19 protein-coding genes and 1 pseudogene are annotated in these 23306 nt (G+C 72.3%); 13 read left to right on the top strand and 7 right to left on the bottom strand.

Annotated elements, in window-relative coordinates; genetic code table 11:
* Positions 1 to 47 precede the first annotated feature (47 nt).
* The 4 genes from OG718_RS44195 to mug all read left to right on the top strand — a co-directional run bounded on the left by OG718_RS44195 (position 48) and on the right by mug (position 3428).
* Positions 48 to 830, top strand: coding sequence for an SGNH/GDSL hydrolase family protein (locus tag OG718_RS44195; RefSeq protein WP_143644240.1), 783 nt, complete (start codon positions 48 to 50; stop codon positions 828 to 830).
* A gap of 149 nt (positions 831 to 979) precedes the next feature.
* On the top strand, positions 980 to 1321 hold the full coding sequence (locus OG718_RS44190) for a DUF4326 domain-containing protein (RefSeq protein WP_143644239.1): 342 nt from the start codon (positions 980 to 982) through the stop codon (positions 1319 to 1321).
* Between the two features lie 125 nt (positions 1322 to 1446).
* The gene (purB, locus tag OG718_RS44185) at positions 1447 to 2886 is read left to right on the top strand and encodes an adenylosuccinate lyase (RefSeq protein ID WP_328846799.1); all 1440 of its coding nucleotides are present in this window, start codon (positions 1447 to 1449) and stop codon (positions 2884 to 2886) included.
* Positions 2883 to 3428, top strand: coding sequence for a G/U mismatch-specific DNA glycosylase (gene mug, locus OG718_RS44180; protein ID WP_328847933.1), 546 nt, complete (start codon positions 2883 to 2885; stop codon positions 3426 to 3428). Before purB ends, mug begins: the two co-directional genes overlap by 4 nt.
* 31 nt (positions 3429 to 3459) lie before the next feature.
* Here mug and OG718_RS44175 read toward each other — a convergent pair whose 3' ends face one another.
* The 3 genes from OG718_RS44175 to OG718_RS44165 form a co-directional block, all read right to left on the bottom strand.
* Positions 3460 to 3906 carry a hypothetical protein gene (locus tag OG718_RS44175; protein WP_306941140.1) on the bottom strand — a complete coding sequence of 149 codons (447 nt, stop codon included), beginning with the start codon at positions 3904 to 3906 and terminating at the stop codon, positions 3460 to 3462.
* A 65-nt stretch (positions 3907 to 3971) separates the two neighbouring features.
* Entirely contained in the window at positions 3972 to 4697 is a 726-nt protein-coding gene (locus OG718_RS44170) for an ABC transporter permease (RefSeq protein ID WP_143644235.1), read from the bottom strand.
* A gap of 2 nt (positions 4698 to 4699) precedes the next feature.
* On the bottom strand, positions 4700 to 5638 hold the full coding sequence (locus tag OG718_RS44165; protein WP_328846798.1) for an ABC transporter ATP-binding protein: 939 nt from the start codon (positions 5636 to 5638) through the stop codon (positions 4700 to 4702).
* 108 nt (positions 5639 to 5746) lie between these two features.
* Between OG718_RS44165 and OG718_RS44160 the strand changes: the two genes are divergently transcribed.
* The 3 genes from OG718_RS44160 (at position 5747) to OG718_RS44150 (ending at position 8837) form a co-directional block, all read left to right on the top strand.
* Complete coding sequence (locus OG718_RS44160) at positions 5747 to 6901, top strand: sensor histidine kinase (protein ID WP_328846797.1); 1155 nt, start codon at positions 5747 to 5749, stop codon at positions 6899 to 6901.
* Between the two features lie 14 nt (positions 6902 to 6915).
* Entirely contained in the window at positions 6916 to 7578 is a 663-nt protein-coding gene (locus OG718_RS44155; protein WP_143644232.1) for a response regulator transcription factor, read from the top strand.
* 101 nt (positions 7579 to 7679) lie between these two features.
* Complete coding sequence (locus OG718_RS44150; protein WP_143644231.1) at positions 7680 to 8837, top strand: ROK family transcriptional regulator; 1158 nt, start codon at positions 7680 to 7682, stop codon at positions 8835 to 8837.
* Between the two features lie 76 nt (positions 8838 to 8913).
* Here the strand turns inward: OG718_RS44150 and OG718_RS44145 are convergent, their stop codons facing one another.
* Together OG718_RS44145 and OG718_RS44140 are read right to left on the bottom strand one after the other, a co-directional pair.
* The gene (locus tag OG718_RS44145) at positions 8914 to 9675 is read right to left on the bottom strand and encodes a GntR family transcriptional regulator (protein WP_143644246.1); all 762 of its coding nucleotides are present in this window, start codon (positions 9673 to 9675) and stop codon (positions 8914 to 8916) included.
* Between the two features lie 243 nt (positions 9676 to 9918).
* Positions 9919 to 10803, bottom strand: a complete 885-nt coding sequence (locus OG718_RS44140) for an RNA polymerase sigma-70 factor (RefSeq protein ID WP_143644230.1) — start codon at positions 10801 to 10803, stop codon at positions 9919 to 9921.
* A gap of 213 nt (positions 10804 to 11016) precedes the next feature.
* On the opposite strand from OG718_RS44140, the gene OG718_RS44135 reads away from it, so the two are divergent.
* Entirely contained in the window at positions 11017 to 11847 is an 831-nt protein-coding gene (locus tag OG718_RS44135) for an alpha/beta fold hydrolase (RefSeq protein ID WP_143644229.1), read from the top strand.
* Between the two features lie 96 nt (positions 11848 to 11943).
* Here OG718_RS44135 and OG718_RS44130 read toward each other — a convergent pair.
* Positions 11944 to 12732: pseudogene (locus OG718_RS44130) on the bottom strand (EamA family transporter); the annotation flags it as partial.
* A 47-nt stretch (positions 12733 to 12779) separates the two neighbouring features.
* Here OG718_RS44130 and pdxR point away from each other — a divergent pair.
* The 5 genes from pdxR (at position 12780) to OG718_RS44105 (ending at position 21904) form a co-directional block, all read left to right on the top strand.
* Complete coding sequence (gene pdxR / locus OG718_RS44125; protein ID WP_328846796.1) at positions 12780 to 14225, top strand: MocR-like pyridoxine biosynthesis transcription factor PdxR; 1446 nt, start codon at positions 12780 to 12782, stop codon at positions 14223 to 14225.
* A 179-nt stretch (positions 14226 to 14404) separates the two neighbouring features.
* Complete coding sequence (locus tag OG718_RS44120) at positions 14405 to 15985, top strand: alkaline phosphatase D family protein (RefSeq protein ID WP_328846795.1); 1581 nt, start codon at positions 14405 to 14407, stop codon at positions 15983 to 15985.
* 221 nt (positions 15986 to 16206) lie between these two features.
* Positions 16207 to 17610, top strand: a complete 1404-nt coding sequence (locus OG718_RS44115; RefSeq protein ID WP_328846794.1) for an SWIM zinc finger family protein — start codon at positions 16207 to 16209, stop codon at positions 17608 to 17610.
* Positions 17607 to 20267 (top strand): DUF7824 domain-containing protein, encoded by a 2661-nt coding sequence (locus OG718_RS44110; protein ID WP_328846793.1) that lies wholly within the window; start codon positions 17607 to 17609, stop codon positions 20265 to 20267. The genes OG718_RS44115 and OG718_RS44110 overlap by 4 nt, the downstream gene beginning before the upstream one ends.
* A 200-nt stretch (positions 20268 to 20467) precedes the next feature.
* Positions 20468 to 21904: a GNAT family N-acetyltransferase gene (locus OG718_RS44105; RefSeq protein ID WP_328846792.1), complete on the top strand. Its 1437-nt coding sequence runs from the start codon at positions 20468 to 20470 to the stop codon at positions 21902 to 21904.
* A gap of 106 nt (positions 21905 to 22010) precedes the next feature.
* Here the strand turns inward: OG718_RS44105 and OG718_RS44100 are convergent, their stop codons facing one another.
* Positions 22011 to 23288, bottom strand: a complete 1278-nt coding sequence (locus OG718_RS44100) for a trans-sulfuration enzyme family protein (RefSeq protein WP_443055256.1) — start codon at positions 23286 to 23288, stop codon at positions 22011 to 22013.
* Positions 23289 to 23306: the final 18 nt, after the last annotated feature.

The following is a 23306-nucleotide window of genomic DNA, read 5'->3' as shown; positions in this document are numbered from 1 at the left end:
GGGCGGCAGACCGGCGGGTATGTGCACGGGTTATCATCTCTTCCGCCATGCAGACGAATGCCACTTACACCAGTTTTGTCGCGCTCGGCGACTCCTTCACCGAGGGCATGTCGGACCGCCTCCCCGACGGCTCGTACCGGGGCTGGGCCGACCTCCTCGCGGCCCGGATGGCCGCTCGGACTCCCGGATTCCGGTACGCCAACCTCGCGGTACGAGGCAAGCTCATCGGACAGATCGTCGCCGAGCAGGTCGACGTCGCCGCGGCCATGCAGCCCGACGTGATCACACTCGTGGGCGGGCTCAACGACACCCTGCGGCCCAAGTGCGACATGGGGCAGGTCCGCGGACTCCTGGAGGAGGCCGTCGAGCGTCTCGCCCCGGCCTGCAAACAGCTCGTGCTGATGCGCAGCCCCGGCCGCCAGGGCCCGGTCCTGGCACGGTTCCGTCCGCGCATGGAGGAACTCTTCGCCTGCGTGGACGACCTCGCTTCCCGGCACGGCGCGCTCGTGGTCGACCTCTACGGCGCACCGTCGTTGGGCGACCCCCGTATGTGGGACGTCGACCGGCTGCACCTGACGGGCGAGGGACACCGCCGGGTCGCCGAGGCGGTGTGGCAGACACTCGGGTACGACGCGGAGGACGCCGACTGGCGCACGCCCATGCCGCCGTCCCCGCCGCCCGGCTGGGGCGCCCGCCGCACCGCCGACGCGCGCTTCGCCCGGCAGTACCTGCTGCCGTGGATCGGCCGCCGTCTCACCGGCCGCTCGTCGGGCGACGGCCGCCCGGCCAAGCGACCGGACCTGCTGCCGTACGAGACGCCGGGGGCGTAAGCCCTGACAAGGGCCCGGGGCGCAGGGTGTGGGGGACACCGAGCGCTTCGCGGCGTTCGGCGGGCCGCCGACCGGTGGCGTGTGCGGCCCGCGCGGCGCATGATCGGGCTCGCCGCCCCACGAGCCGCGCCAAGGGAACGGAGTCCGCCGTGACCACCACCGTCATCAACCTCAAGGGCCGCATCCACGACTTCGGCCCGCGCCTGGAGGACGCACCGGCGGACCTCGTGTACGTCGGCCGCCGCTGGACCATGGGGCACTGGGACCTTCCCCAGCACCCGCTGTACAACCCGTTCGCCTACGACACCGCCACCAAGAAGCGCGACGGCACCCGCACGGAGGTGATGGCCAAGTACCGGGCACACCTTCTCGAACGCCCCGATCTGCTCGCCCTCGTGCCGGAGCTGCGCGGCAGGACGCTGGCCTGCTGGTGTGCGCCGGAGCTGTGCCACGGCGACATCCTGGCGGAGCTGGCCGACGCGGGATCGTAGACGGCCGGGGCGGAATCCGTGGATCACCGCGGGGCCGTCTCCCGACCCCGCGCCGCGCTCTCGTAGCTTCCGACAAACGGGCCCGTGGCGCTGGCCTGCAGGAACCGCCAGTAGAATCCGTACACGTGACTGCGCCCGCAAAGCCCCGTATCCCGAACGTCCTCGCCGGCCGCTATGCCTCGGCCGAGCTCGCCACCCTGTGGTCCCCCGAGCAGAAGGTGAGGCTGGAGCGTCAGCTCTGGCTCGCTGTGCTGCGGGCCCAGAAGGACCTCGGGATCGAGGTGCCGGAGGCCGCCCTCGCCGACTACGAGCGGGTTCTCGACCAGGTCGACCTGGCCTCGATCGCCGAGCGCGAGAAGGTCACGCGGCACGACGTGAAGGCGCGGATCGAGGAGTTCAACGACCTCGCCGGGCACGAGCACGTGCACAAGGGCATGACGTCCCGGGACCTCACCGAGAACGTCGAGCAGCTGCAGATCCGGCTCTCCCTGGAGCTGATGCGCGACCGTACGGTCGCCGTCCTGGCGCGCCTGGGCAAGCTCGCGGGCGAGTACGGCGAGCTGGTCGTGGCGGGTCGCTCGCACAACGTGGCGGCGCAGGCGACGACACTCGGCAAGCGTTTCGCGACCGCAGCCGACGAGCTGCTCGTCGCGTACGGCCGGGTCGAGGAGCTGCTCGCCCGCTACCCGCTGCGCGGCATCAAGGGCCCGGTGGGCACGGCCCAGGACATGCTCGACCTGCTGGGAGGGGACGCGGCCAAGCTCGCGGACCTGGAGCAGCGGATCGCCCGGCACCTGGGCTTCTCGCAGGCGTTCACGTCCGTCGGCCAGGTCTACCCGCGCTCGCTCGACTACGAGGTCGTGACGGCGCTGGTGCAGCTGGCCGCGGCGCCCTCGTCCACCGCGAAGACGATCCGGCTGATGGCCGGGCACGAGCTGGTCACCGAGGGCTTCAAGCCCGGTCAGGTCGGCTCCTCCGCGATGCCGCACAAGATGAACACCCGCTCCTGCGAGCGCGTCAACGGCCTGATGGTCATCCTGCGCGGCTACGCCTCGATGACGGGCGAGCTGGCGGGCGACCAGTGGAACGAGGGCGATGTGTCCTGCTCGGTGGTGCGCCGGGTCGCGCTGCCGGACGCGTTCTTCGCGCTGGACGGTCTGCTGGAGACGTTCCTGACCGTGCTCGACGAGTTCGGCGCGTTCCCGGCCGTCGTCGCGCGTGAGCTGGACCGCTACCTGCCCTTCCTCGCGACGACCAAGGTCCTGATGGGCGCGGTGCGCGCGGGTGTCGGCCGTGAGGTCGCACACGAGGCAATCAAGGAGAACGCCGTCGCCTCCGCCCTCGCCATGCGTGAGCAGGGTGCCGAGCGCAACGAACTGCTCGACAAGCTCGCCGCGGACGAGCGCATCCCGCTGGACCGCGCCGGGCTCGACGCGCTGATGGCCGACAAGCTGTCCTTCACGGGTGCCGCCGCCGACCAGGTGACCGCCGTCGTCGCCAGGATCGAGGAGATCGTGAAGCAGCACCCGGAGGCCGCGGGCTACACGCCGGGGGCGATCCTCTGACACGGTTCACCCCCGCCGAGCTGGAGGCCGCCCGCGACCGGCTCGTGCCGGATGTCGTCGCGGACGGTCTCCAGGTGCTGTTCTGCGGTATCAACCCCGGACTCATGACGGCTGCGACGGGCAACCATTTCGCACGTCCCGGCAACCGATTCTGGCCGGTGCTGCATCTGTCCGGCTTCACGCCCCGGCTGCTGAAGCCGTCGGAGCAGGGCGAGTTGCTCTCGTACGGGCTCGGCATCACCAATGTGGTGGCGCGGGCTTCCGCCCGGGCGGACGAGCTGAGCGCGGACGAGTACCGAGAGGGCGGGCGGCTGCTCGCCGCCAGGGTGGAGCGGCTGCGGCCGCGGTGGCTCGCCGTGGTGGGCGTGACCGCCTACCGGGCGGCCTTCGACGACCGCAAGGCCAAGATCGGGCCGCAGGAGCGGACGTTCGGCTCGACTCGTGTGTGGGTGCTGCCCAACCCCAGTGGTCTGAACGCGCACTGGACGGCGGCGACGATGGCGGAGGAGTTCGGCCGGTTGCGGGCGGCCGCGCAAGCGTGACGGGTCTCGGCAGGGCCGACTCGGGGACCCGTCACGGCGGGGCCAACTCCGTGACCAGCGCAAAGAGTTGGAACTCCAGCCCCTCCTTCGGCTCCGAAACCCCCACGGCGACCCAGCGCCCGGTGCCGTCGGCCTCCCACAGGTCCACGTATCTCACGTAGGCGCTGAGGTAGGCCCACGGCTTCGGTATCTGCTCTTCCGGGTCCTCGGAGCGCAGGAAGACGCCGTCCAGGCTCGTGGGGTGCGCCTGTCCCCAACGCTCGTTCAGCCGCTGTGAGACGCCCTCTCTGTAGGCGGTGAACTGGTGCGCGATCTCCGTCCGCTCCCCCTGGTCACCCGTCCCTAAGCCGTGCGTCGTCTCCAGCACCACCAGGTGGTAGCCGGGTCCCCCCGCGCCGATGTCCGACCAGCCGTGCGCCGCGGGGAAGTCGCGGACGCACAGCTCGTCGATCGTGGCGAGGTGTCGGTCAGTGGTCATGAAGTCCAGTAAAGCGGTCACCACTGACATTTGGCGGCCCGTCAGGTGACATCGAGCTCTCGGGTTCACGCGTCCCGACGGCGAACGCTCCAGGCTCCGGCCAGGAGCGCAACCCCCGCCCACACCGCCGTCACCGCGAGCCCGGTCCACGGCCCGAGCGCGCCGCCCCATGTCTCGTGCAGTGCCACCTGCCCCGCCTTGTCGGGCAGGAAGTCGGCGGCGCTCCCCGACACGTCCCCGACCACGAAGGAGACGATCAGGAGGAAGGGGATGAGGATGCTCAGTGTGGCGACGCCGCTGCGCAGCAGCATGGCCAGCCCGGCCGCGAAGAGGGCCATCAGCGCCAGGTAGATCCCGCAGCCCACGACTCCCCGCAGCCCCTCGCCCCAGCTCATCCCGCTTGCCCGGTCGCCGAGGACGGCCTTGCCCACGGCCAGGCTCACACATCCGGTGAGGAGGCCGACGGCCAGGACGGGCACGCCGATGGCCGTCGCCTTCGCCGCGAACCACCGTCCGCGGTGGGGTACGGCGGACAGCGAGACCCGCAGGGCACCTCCCTGGAACTCGGACGAGACGGCCTGCGCGCCGAACGTGATCGCGGCGATCTGCCCGAAGCTGACGCCGAAGAACGCCGAGAACAAGGGGTCGAAGTCCGCGTCCGCGGAGTTGTCGAGGCCGGCGAGTGCGGAGAACGCCGCGGTGACGAGGACGACTGCACCCAGTCCCGCGACGAGCGACCGCAGGGTGCGGATCTTGAGCCACTCCGAGTGGAGTACGGGTGCGAACAGCACGGTCAGGCCTCCAGCGGCTGCGTCGGGGACTGGGCGGCGAACTCGGCCTCCGTGGCCGTCAGATCGAGGTAGGCCTGTTCCAGCGTGCCCTCCTCCGCCGCGAGTTCGAGAATGGGCACGCCCGCTGCGGATGTGAGGCGGCCGATGTCGTCCACGCGCGCGTGGCGCACGATCCACCGTTCCCCCTCCCCCTCCCCCTCCACAGCGGCGTACCCGTGCCGGGCGAGCAGGTCCCGGAGTGCCGCACCGTCCGTGGTGCGGACACGCACACGCGGCTCCACGCGCGCGTGGATGAACTCCCGCATCGGTGTGTCGGCGAGCAGCCGGCCCCGCCCCAGGACCACGAGGTGGTCGGCGAAGGAGGCGGTCTCGTTCATCAGGTGGCTGGAGACGAGCACGGTGCGGCCCTCACGGGCGAGTCGCCGCATCAACTCCCGGATCCAGATGATGCCTTCGGGGTCGAGTCCGTTCGACGGCTCGTCGAGCAGGACCACCGGCGGGTCGCCGAGCAGCGCGGCAGCGATGCCCAGGCGCTGACGCATTCCCAGGGAGTACGTCCTGACACGGCGGCGGGCGACCGAGGCGAGCCCCGCCTCCTCCAGTACCTCGTCCACGCGTCGTTCCGGGAGACGGTTGCTCGCGGCGAGCACGCGCAGATGGTCCCGTGCGGTGCGCGATCCGTGCGCGGCCTGCGCGTCGAGCAGGGCGCCGACGTGCCGCAGCGGCTCGTCGAGCGTCGCATACGCCCGGCCGCCCAGGGTGGCGGTGCCGGACGTGGGCCGGTCCAGGCCGAGCACGAGCCGCATGGTGGTGGACTTCCCGGCGCCGTTGGGACCGAGGAATCCGGTGACGCGGCCCGGCACGACGCTGAAGGTCAGCCGGTCCACGGCCCGCGTGGCGCCGTACTCCTTGGTGAGGTCTTGGACGTCGATGCTGGTCATGCTCCAAGGCTCCCTGCCGGGAGGGGCCTTGGGCCTCCCCCTCCCGGGGAGAGCGTCTCCCCCGCTCGGGGGAGGCTCGTTGCCAGTGGCGGCTGTCACGATGACTCAATGGCCCGCCTGCTGCGCCCGCTGATCCGCGGGACGACGTACACCCGCTTGCTACACCTGTGGATACCGATGCTGCTGGTGAGCCTGTGGATGTACATCTTCCCAGGACAGCCGTGGGGGGCGGCGTTGCCACTGATCCCGCTGGGGCTGATCCCGGCCGTGCGTCTGGGCGAGGGCGTGCAGGCACAGGTACTGCTGACGCCAGGTGAGAAGGAGTCAGGCTTCTCCGTACAGCCGTCGGCCACCTGGCGGGACCGGTTTCGCACCGTGCTGTGGCTCGAAGCACGCATGGCGCTGGGCGCGTCGGCCCTGTTCAGCACCGCCTGGTTGCCGATCCTCACCTACGACCTGACCGCGGCCGCTCTCGGGCACGCGGTGACGGACGGCCCGTTCCTGAGCATCTCGCGGCCGCACTGGGCGTACGGCCTCCTGGCGCCGCTCCCCCTCATCGCGATGTACGCCTCGGTGGTCGGTCTCGGCGAGCTGGTCACGGCCGTCGCACGCCGACTCCTCGGCCCGTCGGCGGCCGAGCGGGTCGCCGCCCTGGAGGAGCGCACCGAGCGGCTCCTGGAGCGCACGCGTATCGCCCGCGAACTGCACGACTCGATCGGGCACGCGCTCACGGTTGCCGTGGTGCAGGCGGGCGCCGCGCGGGCCGCGGGCGACCCCGGCTTCACCGACCGGGCCCTGGCCGCGATCGAGGACACGGGCCGGGCCGCGCTGGAGGACCTGGAGCGGGTGCTCGGCGTGCTGCGGGAGTCGGAGCGTCCCGCGAGCAGCCGGCCGACGCTGGTGGAGGCCGACCGCCTCCTGGAGTCGGCGCGCACCTCGGGGGCGAAGGTCGACGCCGAGGTGACGGGCCCCGTGGAGACGGTGCCCGGCCCGGTCTCGCGCGAGGGCTACCGCATCCTCCAGGAATCGCTCACCAATGTGCTGCGGCACGCGGGGTCCGTGCCCGTCCGGGTCCGTATCGCCGTCGACGGCGGGGCACTCTCCCTGGAGGTGCGCAATCCACTGACGGTGGACATACCGGGACCCGGCCGGGGCAGCGGATTGCGGGGCATACGGGAGCGGGCCGCGCTGCTGGGCGGCAGCGCGCGGACCGGCCCGCACGAAGGTGACTGGCAGGTGCACGCCGAGCTGCCGCTGCGCTGACCTACGCTGGCCGGGTGCCGGTCACCGTTCTGCTTGTCGACGACGAACCCCTCGTACGCGCGGGTCTACGCGCCGTTCTGGAGGCGCAGCCCGACATCGAGGTCGTCGGGGAGGCGGCCGACGGTGCAGCAGTCATCCCGCTGGTCCGGCAGTTGCGGCCCGATGTCGTCGCGATGGACGTCCGTATGCCGCTCCTGGACGGCATCGAGGCCACGCGCGCGGTGCTGCGGACGGTCGACAACCCGCCGAAGATCCTCGTGGTGACGACCTTCGAGAACGACGAGTACGTGTACGAGGCGCTGCGCGCGGGTGCCGACGGTTTCCTGCTCAAGCGGGCGCGGCCGGCCGAGATCGTGAACGCGGTGCGGCTGGTCGCCGAGGGCGAGTCGCTGCTGTTCCCGGCTTCGGTACGGCAGTTGGCCGCCGAGTACGGGGTCGGCGGCGGGAATCCCGCGGCCCGGGCCGCGCTGGACCGGGCGGCCCTGACCGAGCGCGAGGCGGAGGTTCTCCGGCTGATGACCCGGGGTCTGTCGAACGCGGAGATCGCCACGCGGTTGATCGTGGGTACCGAGACGGTGAAGTCCCACGTCAGCTCCGTACTGGCGAAGCTGGGGGCGCGGGACCGTACGCAGGCGGTGATCGCGGCGTACGAGTCGGGGTTCGTGGCGCCCGGCTGAACCAGGCCGGGGCAAGGAGGGGGTCCCCGGCACTCGCCGGAGGCCGTCGCGCCGAGTACGATCCGCCCAACCAACACGCGCACTAGCTGGGAGGACGGACGTTGGGGCGGTTGACCGGCGGGGATCCCTCTCTGCTGCGGAGGATCAACTCCGCGGTGGTGCTGCACGCGCTGCGCGCCACGGAGTTCGCGACGCTCACCGAGATCACCCGGGTGACCGGGCTGTCCCGGCCCACGGTCGAGGGTGTCGTCGAGGGGCTCATCGAGGGCGGGCTCGTCGTCGAGACGGCGGCCGAGGAGGGCGCCGCCCGGCGCCAGGGCCGTCCCGCGCGCCGGTTCCGTTTCCGGGCGGAGGCGGGCCATCTGCTGGGCCTGGAGATCGGCCCGCACCGCGTGGCCGCGCTCCTCTCGGACCTGGACGGCCGGATCCTCGGCTCGCTCGCCAAGGACGTGTACGAGACCGCGTCGGCGGACGAGCGGCTCGAACGGCTGCGTACGGCGGTCGCGGAGCTGCTGCGCCGTGCCGGGGTCGCGCGGGGGTCCCTGCGCGCCGTCGGCGTGGCCACGCCCGGCATCGTGGAGGCCGACGGCACCGTACGGCTCGGTACGGCGCTGCCGGAGTGGACGGGGCTTCCCCTGGGCGAGCGGCTGCGCCGTTCCTTCAAGTGTCCGGTGCTGGTCGAGAACGACGCCAACGCGGCGGCGGTCGCCGAGCACTGGAAGGGCGCGGGTACCGAGTCCGACGACATGGTGTTCGTGCTGGCCGGACTCAGCCCGGGCGCCGGATCGCTGATCGGCGGGCGGCTGCACCGCGGCTACGGGGGCGCGGCCGGCGAGATCGGCGCGCTCCACCTGCTGGGCCGTGAGGTCACTCCGGAGACGCTGCTGTCCACGACGGACGAGCCGCTGCATCCCCTCGACGAGCAGGCGGTCGCGGAGGTGTTCACCCACGCGCGTGAGGGCGACGAACGGGCCCTGGCGGCCGTCGACCGCTTCATCCAGCGTCTGGTCCACGACGTGGCCGCGCTCGTCCTGGCAGTCGATCCCGAGCTCGTGGTGATCGGCGGCTGGGCGGCGGGCATCGACGGCGTACTGGAGCCGCTGCGCAAGGAGCTGGCCCGCTACTGTCTGCGACCGCCCCGTGTGACGCTGTCGCTCCTGGGCGAGGCCGCAGTGGCCACGGGCGCGCTTCGGCTGGCCCTCGACCATGTGGAGGAGCAGCTCTTCGCTGTGGAGGGCACCGTGACGGCACGCCGCTGAACGACTGCCCGGCGCGGAAACCGAAACGCGTCGCGGCCCGGAGTCCCGGGGCGCGACGCGTACGAGCGACGGGTCGTCAGGAGGCGCGGCGCTCCGGGTCGTGGTGGATCTCCACACCGCCGGAGTCGCCGAACGTCAGCCGGCAGGTGTCGGCACGGTACGTGGCGACGGAGACCGCCGCCGTGCCTCCCTCGGCGACGAAGCGGGTCGTGACGACGAGGACGGGCGCGCCGGGGAGCCGGTCGAGTTCCTTGGCGTCGTCCGCTCGGGCCGAGCCCAGCTCCACGGAGCGGTCCTGGCTCTCCAGGCCGAGGCGCTGGAGTTCGCGCAGCACGGCACGCGCGCGTGCGGCTCCCGAGGGCGCGTCGATGCCTGACAGGTCGGGCACCGACGAGGCCGGGATGTAGAGCAGTTCGGCGGCGACCGGCTGACCGTGCGTCATCCGGGAGCGGCGCACGACGTGCACCTGCTCGTCGGGTTCGGTCTCCAGGGCCCGGGCCACCGCCGAGGGCGGGACCCCCAGCGTGCAGTCCGCGAGCTGCCAGGCGTCGCCGACCGCGCCCGGCCACGTGTGCTGCTCGGATCCGACGGCCACGCCCATGCGCGGCGGTGCCACGGTCGTGCCGACGCCGCGGCGGCGCTGGAGCCGGCCTTCCAGTTCGAGCTGCTCCAGGGCCTGGCGGAGCGTGGCCCTCGCGACGCCGAACCGGGCTGCGAGATCGCGCTCGTTGGGCAGGATCTCGCCCACCGAGAACTCGGAGTCAAGTGCTTCGCTGAGCACGGTCTTGAGGTGCCAGTACTTGGGCTCCGGCACCGTATCCAACTGCGTGGTCCCCACCGTGTCCTCCGCAATCGCCGTGTCCCGGCGGCTTTTAACGCCCTTGTTTATTAAAGGTTCCTGCACTATCCCTGCGACCATATGGCGGGCCCCACCCTTGGTCAAGACCAATCCTCGATCCGTTACAGCTCGCACAGGTGTGTTTGCACAGAGCGTTCATGCGGCGTTCGCGATGCGCCGTATTCGTGACACAACGGCAAAGCCCCCGTCTCGAGGACGAGGGCTCGGGCCGTGCGGAGCGTGTCAGTCGACGGCGAGCGACAGCAGCTTCTCAGGGTTGCGGATGATGTAGACGCACTGGATCCGGCCGTTCACGACGTCCAGTTGGAAGACGCTGTCGGGCTTGCCGCCGGACAGCACCAGGAGCGCCGGTCCCCCGTTGACCTCCAGGAAGCGGAACGATGCGTCCGCAACGCCCTTCCGCGTGACCCCGGCGATGAAACGGCCCACCTTGTCGGCCGATTCCAGGACCCGCAGCGGTGCCTGGGCCAGTCCGCCGCTGTCGCCCACCAGGCGTACGTCGGGGGCCAGCAGAGACATCAACCCGTCGAAATCGCCCTCCGTCGCGGCGGCGAGAAACCGTTCGGTGAGATCGCGCTGCTCGGTGGGGTCGACCTCGTAGCGCGGCCGCTTCTCCTCGACGTGCCGGCGGGCCCGCCCGGCGAGCTGCCGCACCGCGGACTCGCTGCGGTCGAGCGTGACCGCGATGTCCGCGTACGGGTAGCCGAAGGCCTCCCGGAGCACGAACACCGCGCGTTCCAGCGGCGACAGGGACTCCAGGACGACGAGAACGGCCAGGGAGACGGAGTCGGCGAGCACCGCCCGCTCCGCCGTGTCGGGGACGGTGGCCCCGAAGTCGGTGACGTACGGCTCGGGCAACCAGGGCCCCACGTAGGCCTCTTTGCGGGACTGGGCGATCCGCAGCCGGTCGATTGCGAGCCGTGTCGTGACGCGCACCAGGTATCCGCGCGGTTCCCGTACGTCGGAGCGGTCGGCGGCCGTCCAGCGCAGCCATGCCTCCTGGACCACGTCCTCGGCGTCGGCCACCCGGCCGAGCATGCGGTAGGCGACGCCCGTCAGGACGGGCCGATGTTCTTCGAAGACCTCGGTCACGGTGTCGATAGCCACGGCACCATCCCAACCCGAGGCGTCGGGTCGTGTCCAGGCGAAAACAGGTGGTCCCGACCACTGCGGACCGGCACGCGACACCGATCGGGAGCTGCACGGAAGGCGCTCGGGCCGTACGCCCGGGCGGTTGACGGCACCCGGGGGCTACCCGCGGGTAGCAATTGCTGACAAGCTGTCTAGGAGTCAGCCGGTCATCAGACGAGGAGCAGCTCCATGTCCGCCACGGTCTCCTTCAGCGTCCCCTCTCCGCACGGCCCGCGGACCGTGACCCTCGCGTACGCACGCGTGGGCAGCGGCGAACCGCTCCTGCTGCTGCACGGGATAGGCCACCACCGGCAGGCCTGGGACCCGGTCGTCGACATCCTGGCGGCCGAGCGCGACGTGATCGCGGTGGATCTGCCCGGCTTCGGCGAGTCACCCGCGCTGCCGGACGGGCTCGCCCACGATCTGCCGACGATGAACGCCGCGCTCAGCGGGCTCTGCGAGGCGCTGGAGCTCGATCGGCCGCACGTGGCGGGCAACTCCCTGGGCGGGCTGCTCGCCCTGGAGCTGGGCCGCGAGAAGCTCGTACGGTCCGTCACGGCGCTGTCGCCCGCCGGGTTCTGGTCTCCCGTCGAGCGGCGGTACGCGTTCGGTCTGCTGCAAGCGATGCGGGCGGCCGCGCGGAGCATGCCGCTGCCGATGGTCGAGCGCCTGTCCCGGTCCGCAGCCGGACGCACCGTGCTGACCAGCAGCATCTACGCGCGCCCGGGCCGCCGTTCACCCGAGGCGGTCGTCGCCGAGACCCTCGCGCTGGCGGGCGCCCAGGGATTCGCCGAGACGCTCAGGGCCGGTGGCTCGGTGCAGTTCTCCGACGACGTCCCCGGACTTCCCGTCACCGTCGCGTGGGGCACCCGGGACCGGATCCTGGTGCGCCGCCAGGGGATCCGTGCCAAGCAGATCATTCCGCGGGCCCGGCTGGTGCGGCTGCCCGGCTGCGGGCACGTCCCGATGAACGACGATCCGGCGCTGGTCGCCCGGGTCGTCCTGGACGGCAGCCGCTGACCTGCCTCGCGTCCGCCGCCTCAACGCGCCTGATCCCAGGGCGACTCCGGCACCGACCAGGGCGCTGCCGACGGCCTGGGGCGCCCCGTAGGAGCCCGTTCCGACGAGCGGGGCCGTGCAGGCCGCCGCGACGGGGATGAGCCCGGAGAAGAGCGTGGCGCGCTCCGCGCCGATGCGCTGCATGCCCATGTACCAGCAGACGAAGCCGATGACCGTGACGATCGCCGCCTGCCACAGCAGGGCGGCGGTCTCGGTGGTGTCGGGTGTCCGCAGCCAGGCGCGGCCGTCGACGATCACCCCGGCCACCGCCGACTCCACGGCCGCGAGTCCGCACACGGTGGCGGACAGCAGCCGCGGCCCGAGCGGTCGCAGCACGGGTACGGCGAGCACCGCGAAGCCGACCTCTCCGACGAGCGCGCACAAGGAGAAGGCGATTCCGGCCCCGTCGGCGCGTCCCCACCCCTGGACGGCGAAGGCACCGCAGGCCACGAGCAACGCTCCGTACAGGACGATCCGTTGGGGCCGGCGGCCCTCCAGGAGAGGCACGAGAACGGCCACAACCACCGGAGCGCAGCCTACGAAGACACCCGGTACCGCGGGTTCCGCGGTGCGTTCGGCCGCGATCACGGCGAGGTTGAACCCGACCATGCCGACGGCCGCGAGCAGCGCGAGCCGTGTCCACTGGGCCGGCGTCAGGGTGCGCAGGGGTGCCGCGCCGCCCCGTCCGACCAGGGGCAGGAGCAGCAGACAGGCGAGGCCGTAGCGGACGAACTGGCCGCCCGCGTACGGGTAGTGGCCCAGGACGCTGTTGGCGGTGAAGGAGCCTCCGACGAGGACGCAGGCGAGGGCGGCGAGCAGGGCCCCGCGGGTGGTGGTGGCGTTCATGCAGGTGACGCTACGAAGGGCGGAGGCCCGGTTTAAGGTCCACTTCCATGACGTCATCGGGGACCAATCCGGATACGCCCGGAGCGGCGGGGTGGGCCGCCGCGTGGGAGCTGCTCCTGCCGGCCGCTTCGGCACCGGCACGCGCGCGTGGCCGTTCGCTGCAGGCCGCGCTGCGCGAGGCGGTCCGTTCGGGGCGGCTGACGCCCGGCACCCGGCTGCCGTCGAGCCGTGAACTCGCCGCCGATCTCCGGGTGTCCCGGGGCCTGGTCACCGAGGCGTACGAGCAACTGACCGCGGAGGGGTATCTGCGCAGTGACCGGGGTGCCGGGACATGGGTCGGCGGGGCCGTCCGAGCCGCCCTCCCCCGTGCGCGGGACCTCGCTCCCCGCTCCCCCGGTGCCCGCGCCGACTTCCTGCCCGGAACACCCGACCTGTCGCTCTTCCCGCGCGCCGCCTGGTCGGCCGCGCAGCGCGGGGTGCTCGCCGAACTGCCGCACCACGCACTGGGATACCCGGACCCGCGCGGGCTGCCCCGGCTGCGTACGGCTCTCGCGGAGCTGCTGGCCCGTCGCCGGGGTGTGGTCGCGGATCCGGAGCGGGTGATGGTCGTCTCCGGCGTGGCGCAGGCGATGACACTGCTCGGATTCGTGCTCCACGCGCGCGGATTGCGCACCGTCGGTGTGGAGGATCCCGCGAGCCCGGAGCACGGCACCCTGTACGCGTCGGCGAGCATCGGCACCGTACCGCTGCCCCTGGACGACGAAGGGCTGGCCACCGCACCGCTCCGGGCGTCCGGCGTACGGGCGGTGGTGACGACGCCCGCGCACCAGTTCCCGTCGGGGATCGCGTACTCCGCGCGACGCCGTACCGAACTCCTCGACTGGGCCCGCGACGTGGACGGGCTCGTAGTCGAGGACGACTACGACGGGGACTTCCGGTACGACCGGGCACCGGTGGGGGCCCTTCAGGGACTCGATCCGGAGCACGTCGCGTACACGGGGTCGGTCAGCAAGTCCCTGGCACCGGGGCTGCGGCTCGGCTGGCTCCTGGTGCCGGCGGCACTGGCCGATGAGGTCGTCGAGCGCAAGCGCACGATGGACCTCGGCCATCCCGTCGTCGACCAGGCCCTGCTCGCCCGCTTCGTGGAGCGGGGCGACTACGACCGCCAACTCCGCCGCTGCCAGCGCGCGTACAAGGAGCGCCGCGACACGCTCGTCGCGGCCCTGGAGGACCACTTTCCCGGCGCGGAGATCTCCGGCATCGCCGCCGGCCTCCATGTCATCGCCACACTGCCCGGCCGCTACGGGCCGCAGGACCGCTTCCTGGACTCCATGACCGCGGCCCATGTCGCCGTCCGCCCCCTCACGGACTACACACGCGCCCCGACGGAGGACGACGTGGTGCGCCTGGTACTCGGATACGCCCACGTCTCTCCGACACGCATCCGAGAGGGCGTGCGCCTGATGTCGGCGGCGGTGAACCCGTCCCCGTAAGGGGCGCGGGGAACTGCGCGACCAGCCCCCACAACCCGCAGGTCGTCCTCCGCCCCGCACCACCCGGCTCAACCCAGCGGAGCGGATCGCGTTTGTTCACTTGTGGTTTGTGTGCGCGCTGCGGCACACCAGTAAGTCTGGCCCTGCACACTGGTCGGACCCGTCCCAGGAGGCGTCCCATGTCACACCGCCCGCCGAACCCGTTCCCCGGCCGCCGCAGTGTCCTGCGCGGCTCGCTCGCCGCGTCGGCGGCACTCGCCCTGCCCTCTTCCGTCGGCACGGCCCCCGCGTTCTCCCTGTCCGGTCGGCCGAAGGCGCAATGGGGTGTGCAGGCCGGAGACGTGACCACGGACTCCGGCCTCGTATGGGTGCGCTCCGACCGTCCCGCGCGCATGATCGTGGAGACCTCCGCGACCGAGTCGTTCCGCAGGGCGAAACGGTGGCACGGCCCTCTCCTGGGCGCCGGCACGGACTTCACGGGTACGGTCCCGCTGCGCGGTCTGCCGGCGGGCGAGCAGATCCACTACCGGGTGACGCTGGCCGACCCGGACGACTACCGCCGCACCGGTGAGCCCGTGCCGGGCACCTTCCGGACCGCCCCGGCCAAGCGGCGCCAGGACGTCCGGTTCCTCTGGTCGGGCGACATCGTGGGCCAGGGCTGGGGCATCAACCCGGACATCGGCGGCCTCTACGCGTACGAGGAGATGCGCCGCCTGAACCCGGACTTCTTCCTGTGCAGCGGCGACACGATCTACGCGGACGGTCCCCTGTCGGCGTCGGTGACGCTCCCGGACGGCCGTGTCTGGCGCAACGTCACCACCGAGGAGAAGTCCAAGGTCGCGGAGACCCTGGCCGAGTACCGGGGCAACTTCCGCTACTCGCTGCTCGACGAGAACGTCCGCCGGTTCAACGCTCAGGTGCCGACGATCACCCAGTGGGACGACCACGAGGTCGTCAACAACTGGTACCCGGGCGAGATCCTCACCGACGCCCGCTACACGGTGAAGGACGTCGACACACTGGCGTCCCGCGCCCGCAAGGCGTTCAGCGAGTACTTCCCGATCTCCACGCTCCCGTCCACGGGCAAGGACGGCCGGGTGCACCGCGTCGTGCGTCACGGTCCGCTGCTGGACGTGTTCGTGCTCGACATGCGTACGTACCGCAACGCCAACTCGCCGGGCCGGCAGACCGACGACACCAACGGCATCCTGGGCGCGGAGCAGTTGGTCTGGCTGAAGCGGGAGCTGGCGCGGTCGCGCGCCGTGTGGAAGGTGATCGCCTCGGACATGCCGCTCGGTCTGGTCGTGCCGGACGGCACGACGGACATCGAGGCCGTCGCGCAGGGCGACCCGGGCGCCCCGCTCGGCCGCGAGCTCCAGATCGCGGAGCTGCTGCGGTTCGTCAAGCACCGCCGGATCACCGGCACGGTGTGGCTGACGGCGGACGTGCACTACACCTCGGCGCAGCACTACGACCCGTCGCGTGCGGCCTTCAAGGACTTCGCGCCGTTCTGGGAGTTCGTCTCCGGTCCGCTCGCCGCGGGCGGTTTCCAGGCGAACGCGCTGGACGGCACGTTCGGTCCTGACCGGGTCTTCGTCAAGGCACCCGACAGGGCGAACGTCTCGCCCATGGAATCGCCCCAGTACTTCGGCGAGGTCGACATCGACGGCGGCAGCGGCGAACTGACGGTCCGTCTGCGGGCCACCGGCGGGGCGGTGCTGTTCACGAAGGTGCTTCAGCCGGGGCGCGTGGGCCAGTAGTTCGCACGCCCGGGCCGACGAGCCCGCGTACGAGCACGTCGGCGAGTTCGAGTGCGAGCGGGCGGCGAGTTCGCGTCTGCGCGGCCTCGTCAGGTCCCGTACCCTCGAACCTCGTGCCGCGTACCGGAGTCATCCCCCGGTGCGCGGCACGGTCGTTGGCCCAGTTCTTGAGTCTTCGCAGGTCAGGGCCGATTGTCAGTGGTCGCCTCTACGGTTTTTCCATGACGCGATCTTTGCAGGCCGTGGCCTACACCCGACCCTCCGCGCTGGAATCCGCACCGGGCGGACGACGCCTGGGACTTGAGACCTCGCGGGGTGCGACGCCCCGGGGTGTCGAGGACCATCCGCGCTTCTTCGCGGGCTTCCTGACGTCGCCTCAGGTGGCCTCGGCGGGTCTGCTCGCGGTGGCCGACGTGGCGGGTGCGCGGTACTACCAGCGGCAGCTGAGGGCTTCGCTGGACCCGGTGGTCACGGGCAACGGCGACCGGCTCCGCTTCGAGTCCTTCTCCGGGTGCGGTGGGGTGTACGCGCGTCTGGACGTGCTGGACACGGGCCTGGACGGCGGGGAGGTGGGCCACGGCACGACGAACGTCGACGTCAACAACCCACTGCGGGAAGCCCTGTCGAGGATCGGCTCGGACGATCCGCTGCATCTGCGGGTCGGCCCGGACGAGATGGCCGTGACCACGCTCGACGGCCCGGTCGTGGAGAAGAAGGTGCCGCTGCCCGACCGGTGGCTGCGGGGGTTCGCCGAGGCCCAGGTGATAGCGGCCGGCTTCGACCTGCGGGCCGAACTGCCCGCGGCGGAGGCTGTGCGGTTTCTGCGGTCCCTGCCCCGTTCCACGGCGCGTGGCGCCTCCCGGAGTGCGGGCTGGGTCGTGCCGGCCGGGCGGGGTCTGCGGCCCACGACCAGGCCGGTGCCCGGAGCCGTGTGCCTGCCGGGTCCGGAGCGGCTGGCCGCCCTCCAGAGGGTGCTCCGCCACGCGACGGCACTGCGGGTGTACGGTCCTTCGCTCGCCGGGGACACCGTGGCGGCCAGTGCCTGGGAGGTCGTGCTGCCCGGGATGCGGCTTACGCTGACGCTGTCCCCTGAGGCTTCGCGGGGGTTCTCCGGTGAGGGCGGCGTCCTGGACGCGCTGGCCACCGACGAGGCCGCCGAGGACGCGGAGCTGATCTCGGTGCTCCTCGCCTGGGAGCCCCGGATCGACATCGGGGACCTGTCCACCGCCTCGGGCCTGCCGGCCGAGCGTGTACGGGCCGCCCTGGTCCGTCTGGGCACCTCGGGGCGCGTGGGGTACGACGCGGCGGAAGCGGCCTACTTCCACCGCGAACTGCCCTACGACGCCGAGCGCGTGGAGCGGCACAACCCACGCCTGCGGGCGGCCCGGGCGCTCGTCTCGGAGGGCGCGGTGGTCCTGGACGGCACGCTCGGCACGGTGACCGCACAGGACGGCCACGTACACCGGGTGCGCGACGACGCGGGAGCGCTGAGCTGCAGTTGCCTGTGGTGGGCCAAGTACCGGGGAGGGCGCGGACCGTGCAAGCACGCCCTGGCCGTGCGGATGGCCCGCCGGGGAGCGGTGGCCGGACAGACAGAGGTTCTGATCGACGGGGGTGCGCGATGAGCGGTGCGGTGTCGGCGAGCGCAGCGTTGCTGAAGGCTGTGCGAGCGGGGCGGATGGGCGAGGCCGCGGGGCTGCTGGACGGAATGACGGATACCGAGAGACGGGCCTGTCTGCCCGCGTTGAAGGACCTCCGCAAGGAGCTGCGGGCCGCGCCCTGGGACGCCGCGTCCCGGAAGGCGTATCCCGCGCTGCACGCGGCCGGGGCCGCCTGCCACACCGGAGCGGCTGGGACGGCGACCTGGCTCACAGCCGCCGATCTGCGCTGGTCCCAGGCCTCGCCCGGTGTGCTGCTCCATGTGCTGGGCGACCGGGAGCGCGACTGGCTGGGCGACGTGGCGCACCGGCTCGCGGAGCGCCCGCCGCTCGCCCAGGTGCCGTACGAGCTGATGTCGGGCCTGGTACGGCTCTCCGGTTGCCCGGTGCCGACCACCGAGACCTACGTGGTGGGCTGGATCGAGCAGGTCGGCAGCCTGTGGCAGCGCGGTGACACCATCCTTCAGCGGCTTCGCCAGGACCCGTACACGGCGGAGCTCGTCGCCGCCGTCTTCGGGATCCCGGACATCGGCAGCCGCCTGGACTGGCTGTTCGGTGACGGACCGGACAGCTGGTTCAACGCGCTCGCGCAGCTCACCCACGAAGGCGCCCTCGACCGGAAGGCCACGGTCGACGCCTGCGTGGCCCGCCTGCTGCGCGGCGGTGTGCCGACCGACGGCCGGGTGTTCCTGCGGCTGCTGACGGCGCTGGAGCTCACCCGGGACGAGGAGCGGGAGCGGGCCGCCGACTGGCTGGCGCTCGCCTCGGACGCGGTGCCCACGGTGGCGTCGCACGCCCAGTCGGTGCTCGGATCCCTCGCGCTGGACGGCGAGTTGACGCCCCGGCAGCTCGCGGAGATGTCCGGCGGTGTTCTCTTCCGCACGGAGAAGAAGCTGGTCCGGGCTCAGCTCGTACTGCTCGGGAAGGCCCTCCGGCGCGACCCGTCGAGCGCGGCCGAGCTGCTCCCGGCGGTGGCCCAGGCCTTCGGGCACGAGGACACGGACGTGCAGGAGCGCGCGCTGAAGCTGGTCGAGCGTCACCTCACCGCGGCATCCCCGGAGGTGCGGGGCGAAGTGGCCTACGCGGCCGGGGAGTTGAGCCCGGGGCTGCGAGTGCGCGCCACGGAAACGCTGGGCCTGGACGAGGCCGACCGGATGCCGGAGCCCCATGTGGAGCTGCTTCCGCCCGCACCGGAGCCGACACGGGTCCCGCCCGCCCCGGACTCGGCGGTCGAGCTGGCGGAGGAGGTCGGCGCCCTGCTGGCGTCCGGGGGTGACGTGGCGGCGTTCGAGCGCGCCCTGGACGGCCTGGTGCGGCATGCGTACCGGGACCGGGACGCGCTGGCCGAAGCCCTGAGGCCGGTGGTCGCGAGACGCTGGTGGGTCGACGCCGACCCGCAGTACACCTCGGTGGAGAAGTACTTCCGCGCGGACCCGCACGGTCTGGAGGTCGTGCTCGCGGCCCTGCTGGGCCAGGTGAGTACGGCCACACTGCACAGGGCCGTCGAGCACGGGCCGATGGCGGACCCCTGTGTGCACAGCGCCATGGCCGCCGCCTTCAACGCCCGTCTGTGGGAGGCGGCCCACCGGTTGCGCACCGATCCGCCGCCGTTCCTGCTGGCCACACCCACCTGGGGGTCGGGCCTGCTGGAGCCGGACGAGTTGGTGGCCCGCCTCGACGAGTACCGACGGCTGGGCGCCCGGCCCGGGGCGGCCGACTTCACACAGGCGCTGCTCAGGGTGCGGCGCGACGACGGCGTGGCGGCCGCTGCCGCCGCCGAACAGGCAGCGGCGCTCGGCACGGCGGAGGGCAACCGGCTGGCGCTTTGGCTCGCCACCGACGGCCCGTCCCTGCCCCGGAGCAGCCGGCGGACATCGGGGGTCCGCATCCTGCTCGAACTCGGCGAACTCGACGGGTTGCCAGGAGAGTTCCCTTCGGCGTTCCGACGGCTCGGCCGGCCCGTGGGTCGCTTCGAGGCGCGCGCGTACTGCGCCCACTACTGGGACCGGACCGAGCGACACCACTGGCTGGCCGTGGTGCCGGGGCGGCGGGAGCTGGTGGCCGCCCGACTGCTGCGCGAACTCTCCTCGGTCGCGGTGGAGGGCACCCGTGGCGATGCCTCCATACTGCCGCTGCTCGCCGAGGCGCCGGGCGAGGCGGGCGAGGCCGTGCATCTCGGTGTGGCGTACGGGCTCGGCGCGCGTCACCCGGAGGACCGGCTCAGCGCGGTGGACGCGCTGCTGGTGCTGGCCGCGCGGGGGCAGTTGGACACCGAGGGACTCGGCGCGGATCTGGGCCAGCTGATGCGCCGCGGGGCGGTGAAGCCGCTGCGGCTCGCCGAGTCCGTACGGACCGCGGCGACGACCGGCGCGTACGCCACCGTCTGGGAGATACTCCGCGCCGCGCTGCCCGTGCTGCTCGCGGATCTCGCGACGGACGGCGCCGCCGCGTCCGCCCGCGGGTTCGGGGAGTTGCTGGCCGTCGCCGCCGAGTGCGCCGAACGGACGGGAGCGCGCGGCTGCATGGCGCATCTCGCACAGGCGGCGGACCGGCGCGGTTCGTCCCGGCTCGTCACCCAGGCCCGTCGGCTGCGTGCCACCCTGGATCACGGGGTGGCAGCCTGACCGTCGGCGGGCGCTGACGCCTGGGACGTCGGCCGGCGCCTACGCGTGGGTGACCTGGCCGTTCGGCTGAGCTCTCGACTCACCGTCAATGGGTCGTAAAAAATGCAACAAAGAGGGCAGAACCACACTTAACCGATCAGTCACAAAGCGTTCGTGATCACGCAACACACATCCTTCACAGTGACTGTATGACTCAAGACATGTCTCAAGTGACTCGTGCGAAAAACGGCCGGCCGGTCCGCCACTGGCGCCGGGATCTCGTCGAACTGGCCGCGCTGTTCACGGCGGTTGCGGTCGCCGACGCCGTGGCGAACCTCATCGGGCACGGCCCCGACGCCCCCACCCTCCTGCTGGTCTCGGCGGTCGTGCTCGTCGCCACGGCCGGATTCCGCACATGGTGGTCACGCCGCCACGGCCATGCCCCTCCGACAGGCGATACCGACTCCCGGCCGACCGCCGGCGTGCGGCGGGCCGGGGCGTCCGAAGCGGACGCGACCGCACCCGAGGCCATCGCCGGGGAGACCGTGCTGTGGCGGATGCGGACCACCGTTCGGGACGAGCCGGGATCGCTGGCGGCCCTGTGCGCGGCGCTGGCGGGGCAGCGGGTCGACATCCTGAGCCTCCAGACGCATCCGCTGACCGAAGGCACCGTGGACGAGTTCCTGCTGCGTGTTCCCGCACAGGTCTCGGCCTCCGACGTCACCCGGGCGGTGTCGCAGGCAGGCGGCGCCGGCACCTGGATCGAGCGGGCCGACGCCCATGACCTGGTGGACGCGCCCACCCGGGTACTGGGCCTGGCCACGCGCACGGCCCTGGACGCGGCCGAACTACCATTGGCGCTGCGGCAGTTGCTGGGGCGGTGCACGATCCGGTCGCTGCCCGCCGGGTCGGTGCGCGGTGATCGCGCGGACGAAGCGGCGCCCGTCGAGGGGGCACTTGAGGACACCGTGATGCGGCTGCGTGCCCCGGAAGGCGGAGTGATCACTGTGGAGCGGCCGTATCTGCCGTTCACACCCACCGAGTTCGCGCGGGCCCGGGCGCTGGTCGAGCTGGACGCCCGGCTCGGTCCGCGTGTCCCCCACGGCAAGGACGTCCTGACACTGCCGCAGGGCAACGACATCACCGTGCGCCGCGCCGACGCCGGTGACGTGGACGCCGCGAAGGCCATGCACGATCGGTGCTCGCCGCGCACGCTGAGCATGCGTTATCACGGGCCGATCGGCGACGCCGACAAGTACCTCAACCACCTGCTCAGTCCCCGTTTCGGGCGCACCCTCGCCGTGCAGACCGCGTCGGGGCGCATCGTCGGGCTCGGGCATCTCCTGTGGGACGGCGACGAGACGGAGATCGCGCTGCTCGTCGAGGACGACTGGCAGCGGCGGGGTATCGGCAGCGAACTGCTCGGCCGACTGGTGACGATGGCCGTCGAGGCCGGCTGCGAGAGCGTGTACGCAGTCACGCAGTCGTCCAACACCGGCATGGTCGCCGCGATGCGCGGCCTCGACCTCCCCCTCGACTACCAGATCGAGGAAGGCACGCTCGTCATCACTGCCCGCCTCGACACGACGCCGGTGAGTTCGGGACTGCCGTACGACGAGGTCCAGCAGCACCAGCCGGAGCACTCCGTGCGGGACTGACGAAGAGGCGAAGGATCTCTTCGTCGGTCCCCCGATCTCTTTCGTCCCGCGACGGTGGCAGGCCCGGCGAACGTCGCCGGGCCTGCCACCGTTCCAAGCGGAAGCCTCAGCCGCGGCCCAACGCCGCGTCCAGATCGCGCCAGAGATCCTCCACGTCCTCCAGCCCCACCGAAAGCCGCAGCAGCCGGTCGCTCACCCCGCTGTGGCGCCGGTCCTCCGCGTCCACGACGCGGTGACTGATCGAGGCCGGATGCTGGATCAGGGTGTCGACACTGCCGAGGCTCACCGCCGGGGTGATGAGGCGGACGGCGGCTATCACCTCGTGCGGATCGCCGTGGATCTCGAAGGCGATCATGGCGCCACCGAGCCTCGGATAGTGGACCCGGGCGACACGCGGGTCCGAGGCAAGGCGCCGGGCCAGTTCGGCGGCGTTCGAGGAGGCGGCGCGCACCCGTACGGGCAGCGTCGACAGCCCGCGCAGCAGCAGATAGCCGGCGAGCGGATGCAGCACACCCCCGGTGGCGAAGCGGACCTGCCGCAGCCGCCCGGCGAACTCCTCGTCGCAGGCCACCACCCCCGCCATCACGTCACCGTGTCCGCCCAGGTACTTGGTGGCGCTATGCAGCACGAGCCGCGCGCCCTGTTCGGCGGGGCGTTGCAGCACCGGTGTGGCGAAGGTGTTGTCGGCGAGCAGCGGGACGCTTCCGCAGGCGTGGGCGATCGCCCGCAGATCGAGTTCGGCGAGCGTCGGGTTGGCGGGCGACTCGACCAGTACGAGACCGGTGTCGGGCCGCAGGGCGTCCGCGATGCCCGCCGGGTCGACCCAGGTCACCTCGGACCCGAGCAGCCCGGCCGTCAGAAGGTGGTCGCTGCATCCGTACAGGGGGCGAACGGCCACGACATGGCGCAGGCCCATGGCGTTCCGTACGAGCAGCACGGCGCTCAGCGCGGCCATGCCGCTCGCGAACGCGACGGCGCTCTCGGTGCCCTCCAGACGGGCGAGGGCGGTCTCGAAGCGGGCGACGGTCGGGTTGCCGAGGCGGCCGTAGACCGGCGGGCCCTCCGGCTCGGCCCCGTCCGTGGCGAAGGCGTCGATACGGGCCGCCTCGCCACGGCTGTCGTACGAGGGATAGGTCGTGGACAGATCGATCGGCACGGCGTGCAGCCCCTGCCGGGCGAGATCGTCCCGCCCGGCGTGCACGGCCTCGGTGGCCAGCGCGCGCAGGCCTTCGGTGGCAGGGCCCCTCACGCCGCTCCGCCTCGCCGCGAACGCCACCTCCCTGGCCACCGGCCCCTTCCTGTCCGTGTTCTCCCCGGCCGTCGCCCGGCCCGCTCCCTCTACGTCGTCACACGTGTCGCGTACATCAACGCTGCCGAAGTCCATGGAGAGCAGCCTGAACAC

This window comes from Streptomyces sp. NBC_00258 (genome assembly GCF_036182465.1).
Classification (GTDB): domain Bacteria; phylum Actinomycetota; class Actinomycetes; order Streptomycetales; family Streptomycetaceae; genus Streptomyces.
The sequence above is the reverse complement of the archived record's forward strand: the minus strand, read 5'-3'. Positions and strand labels throughout refer to the sequence as shown.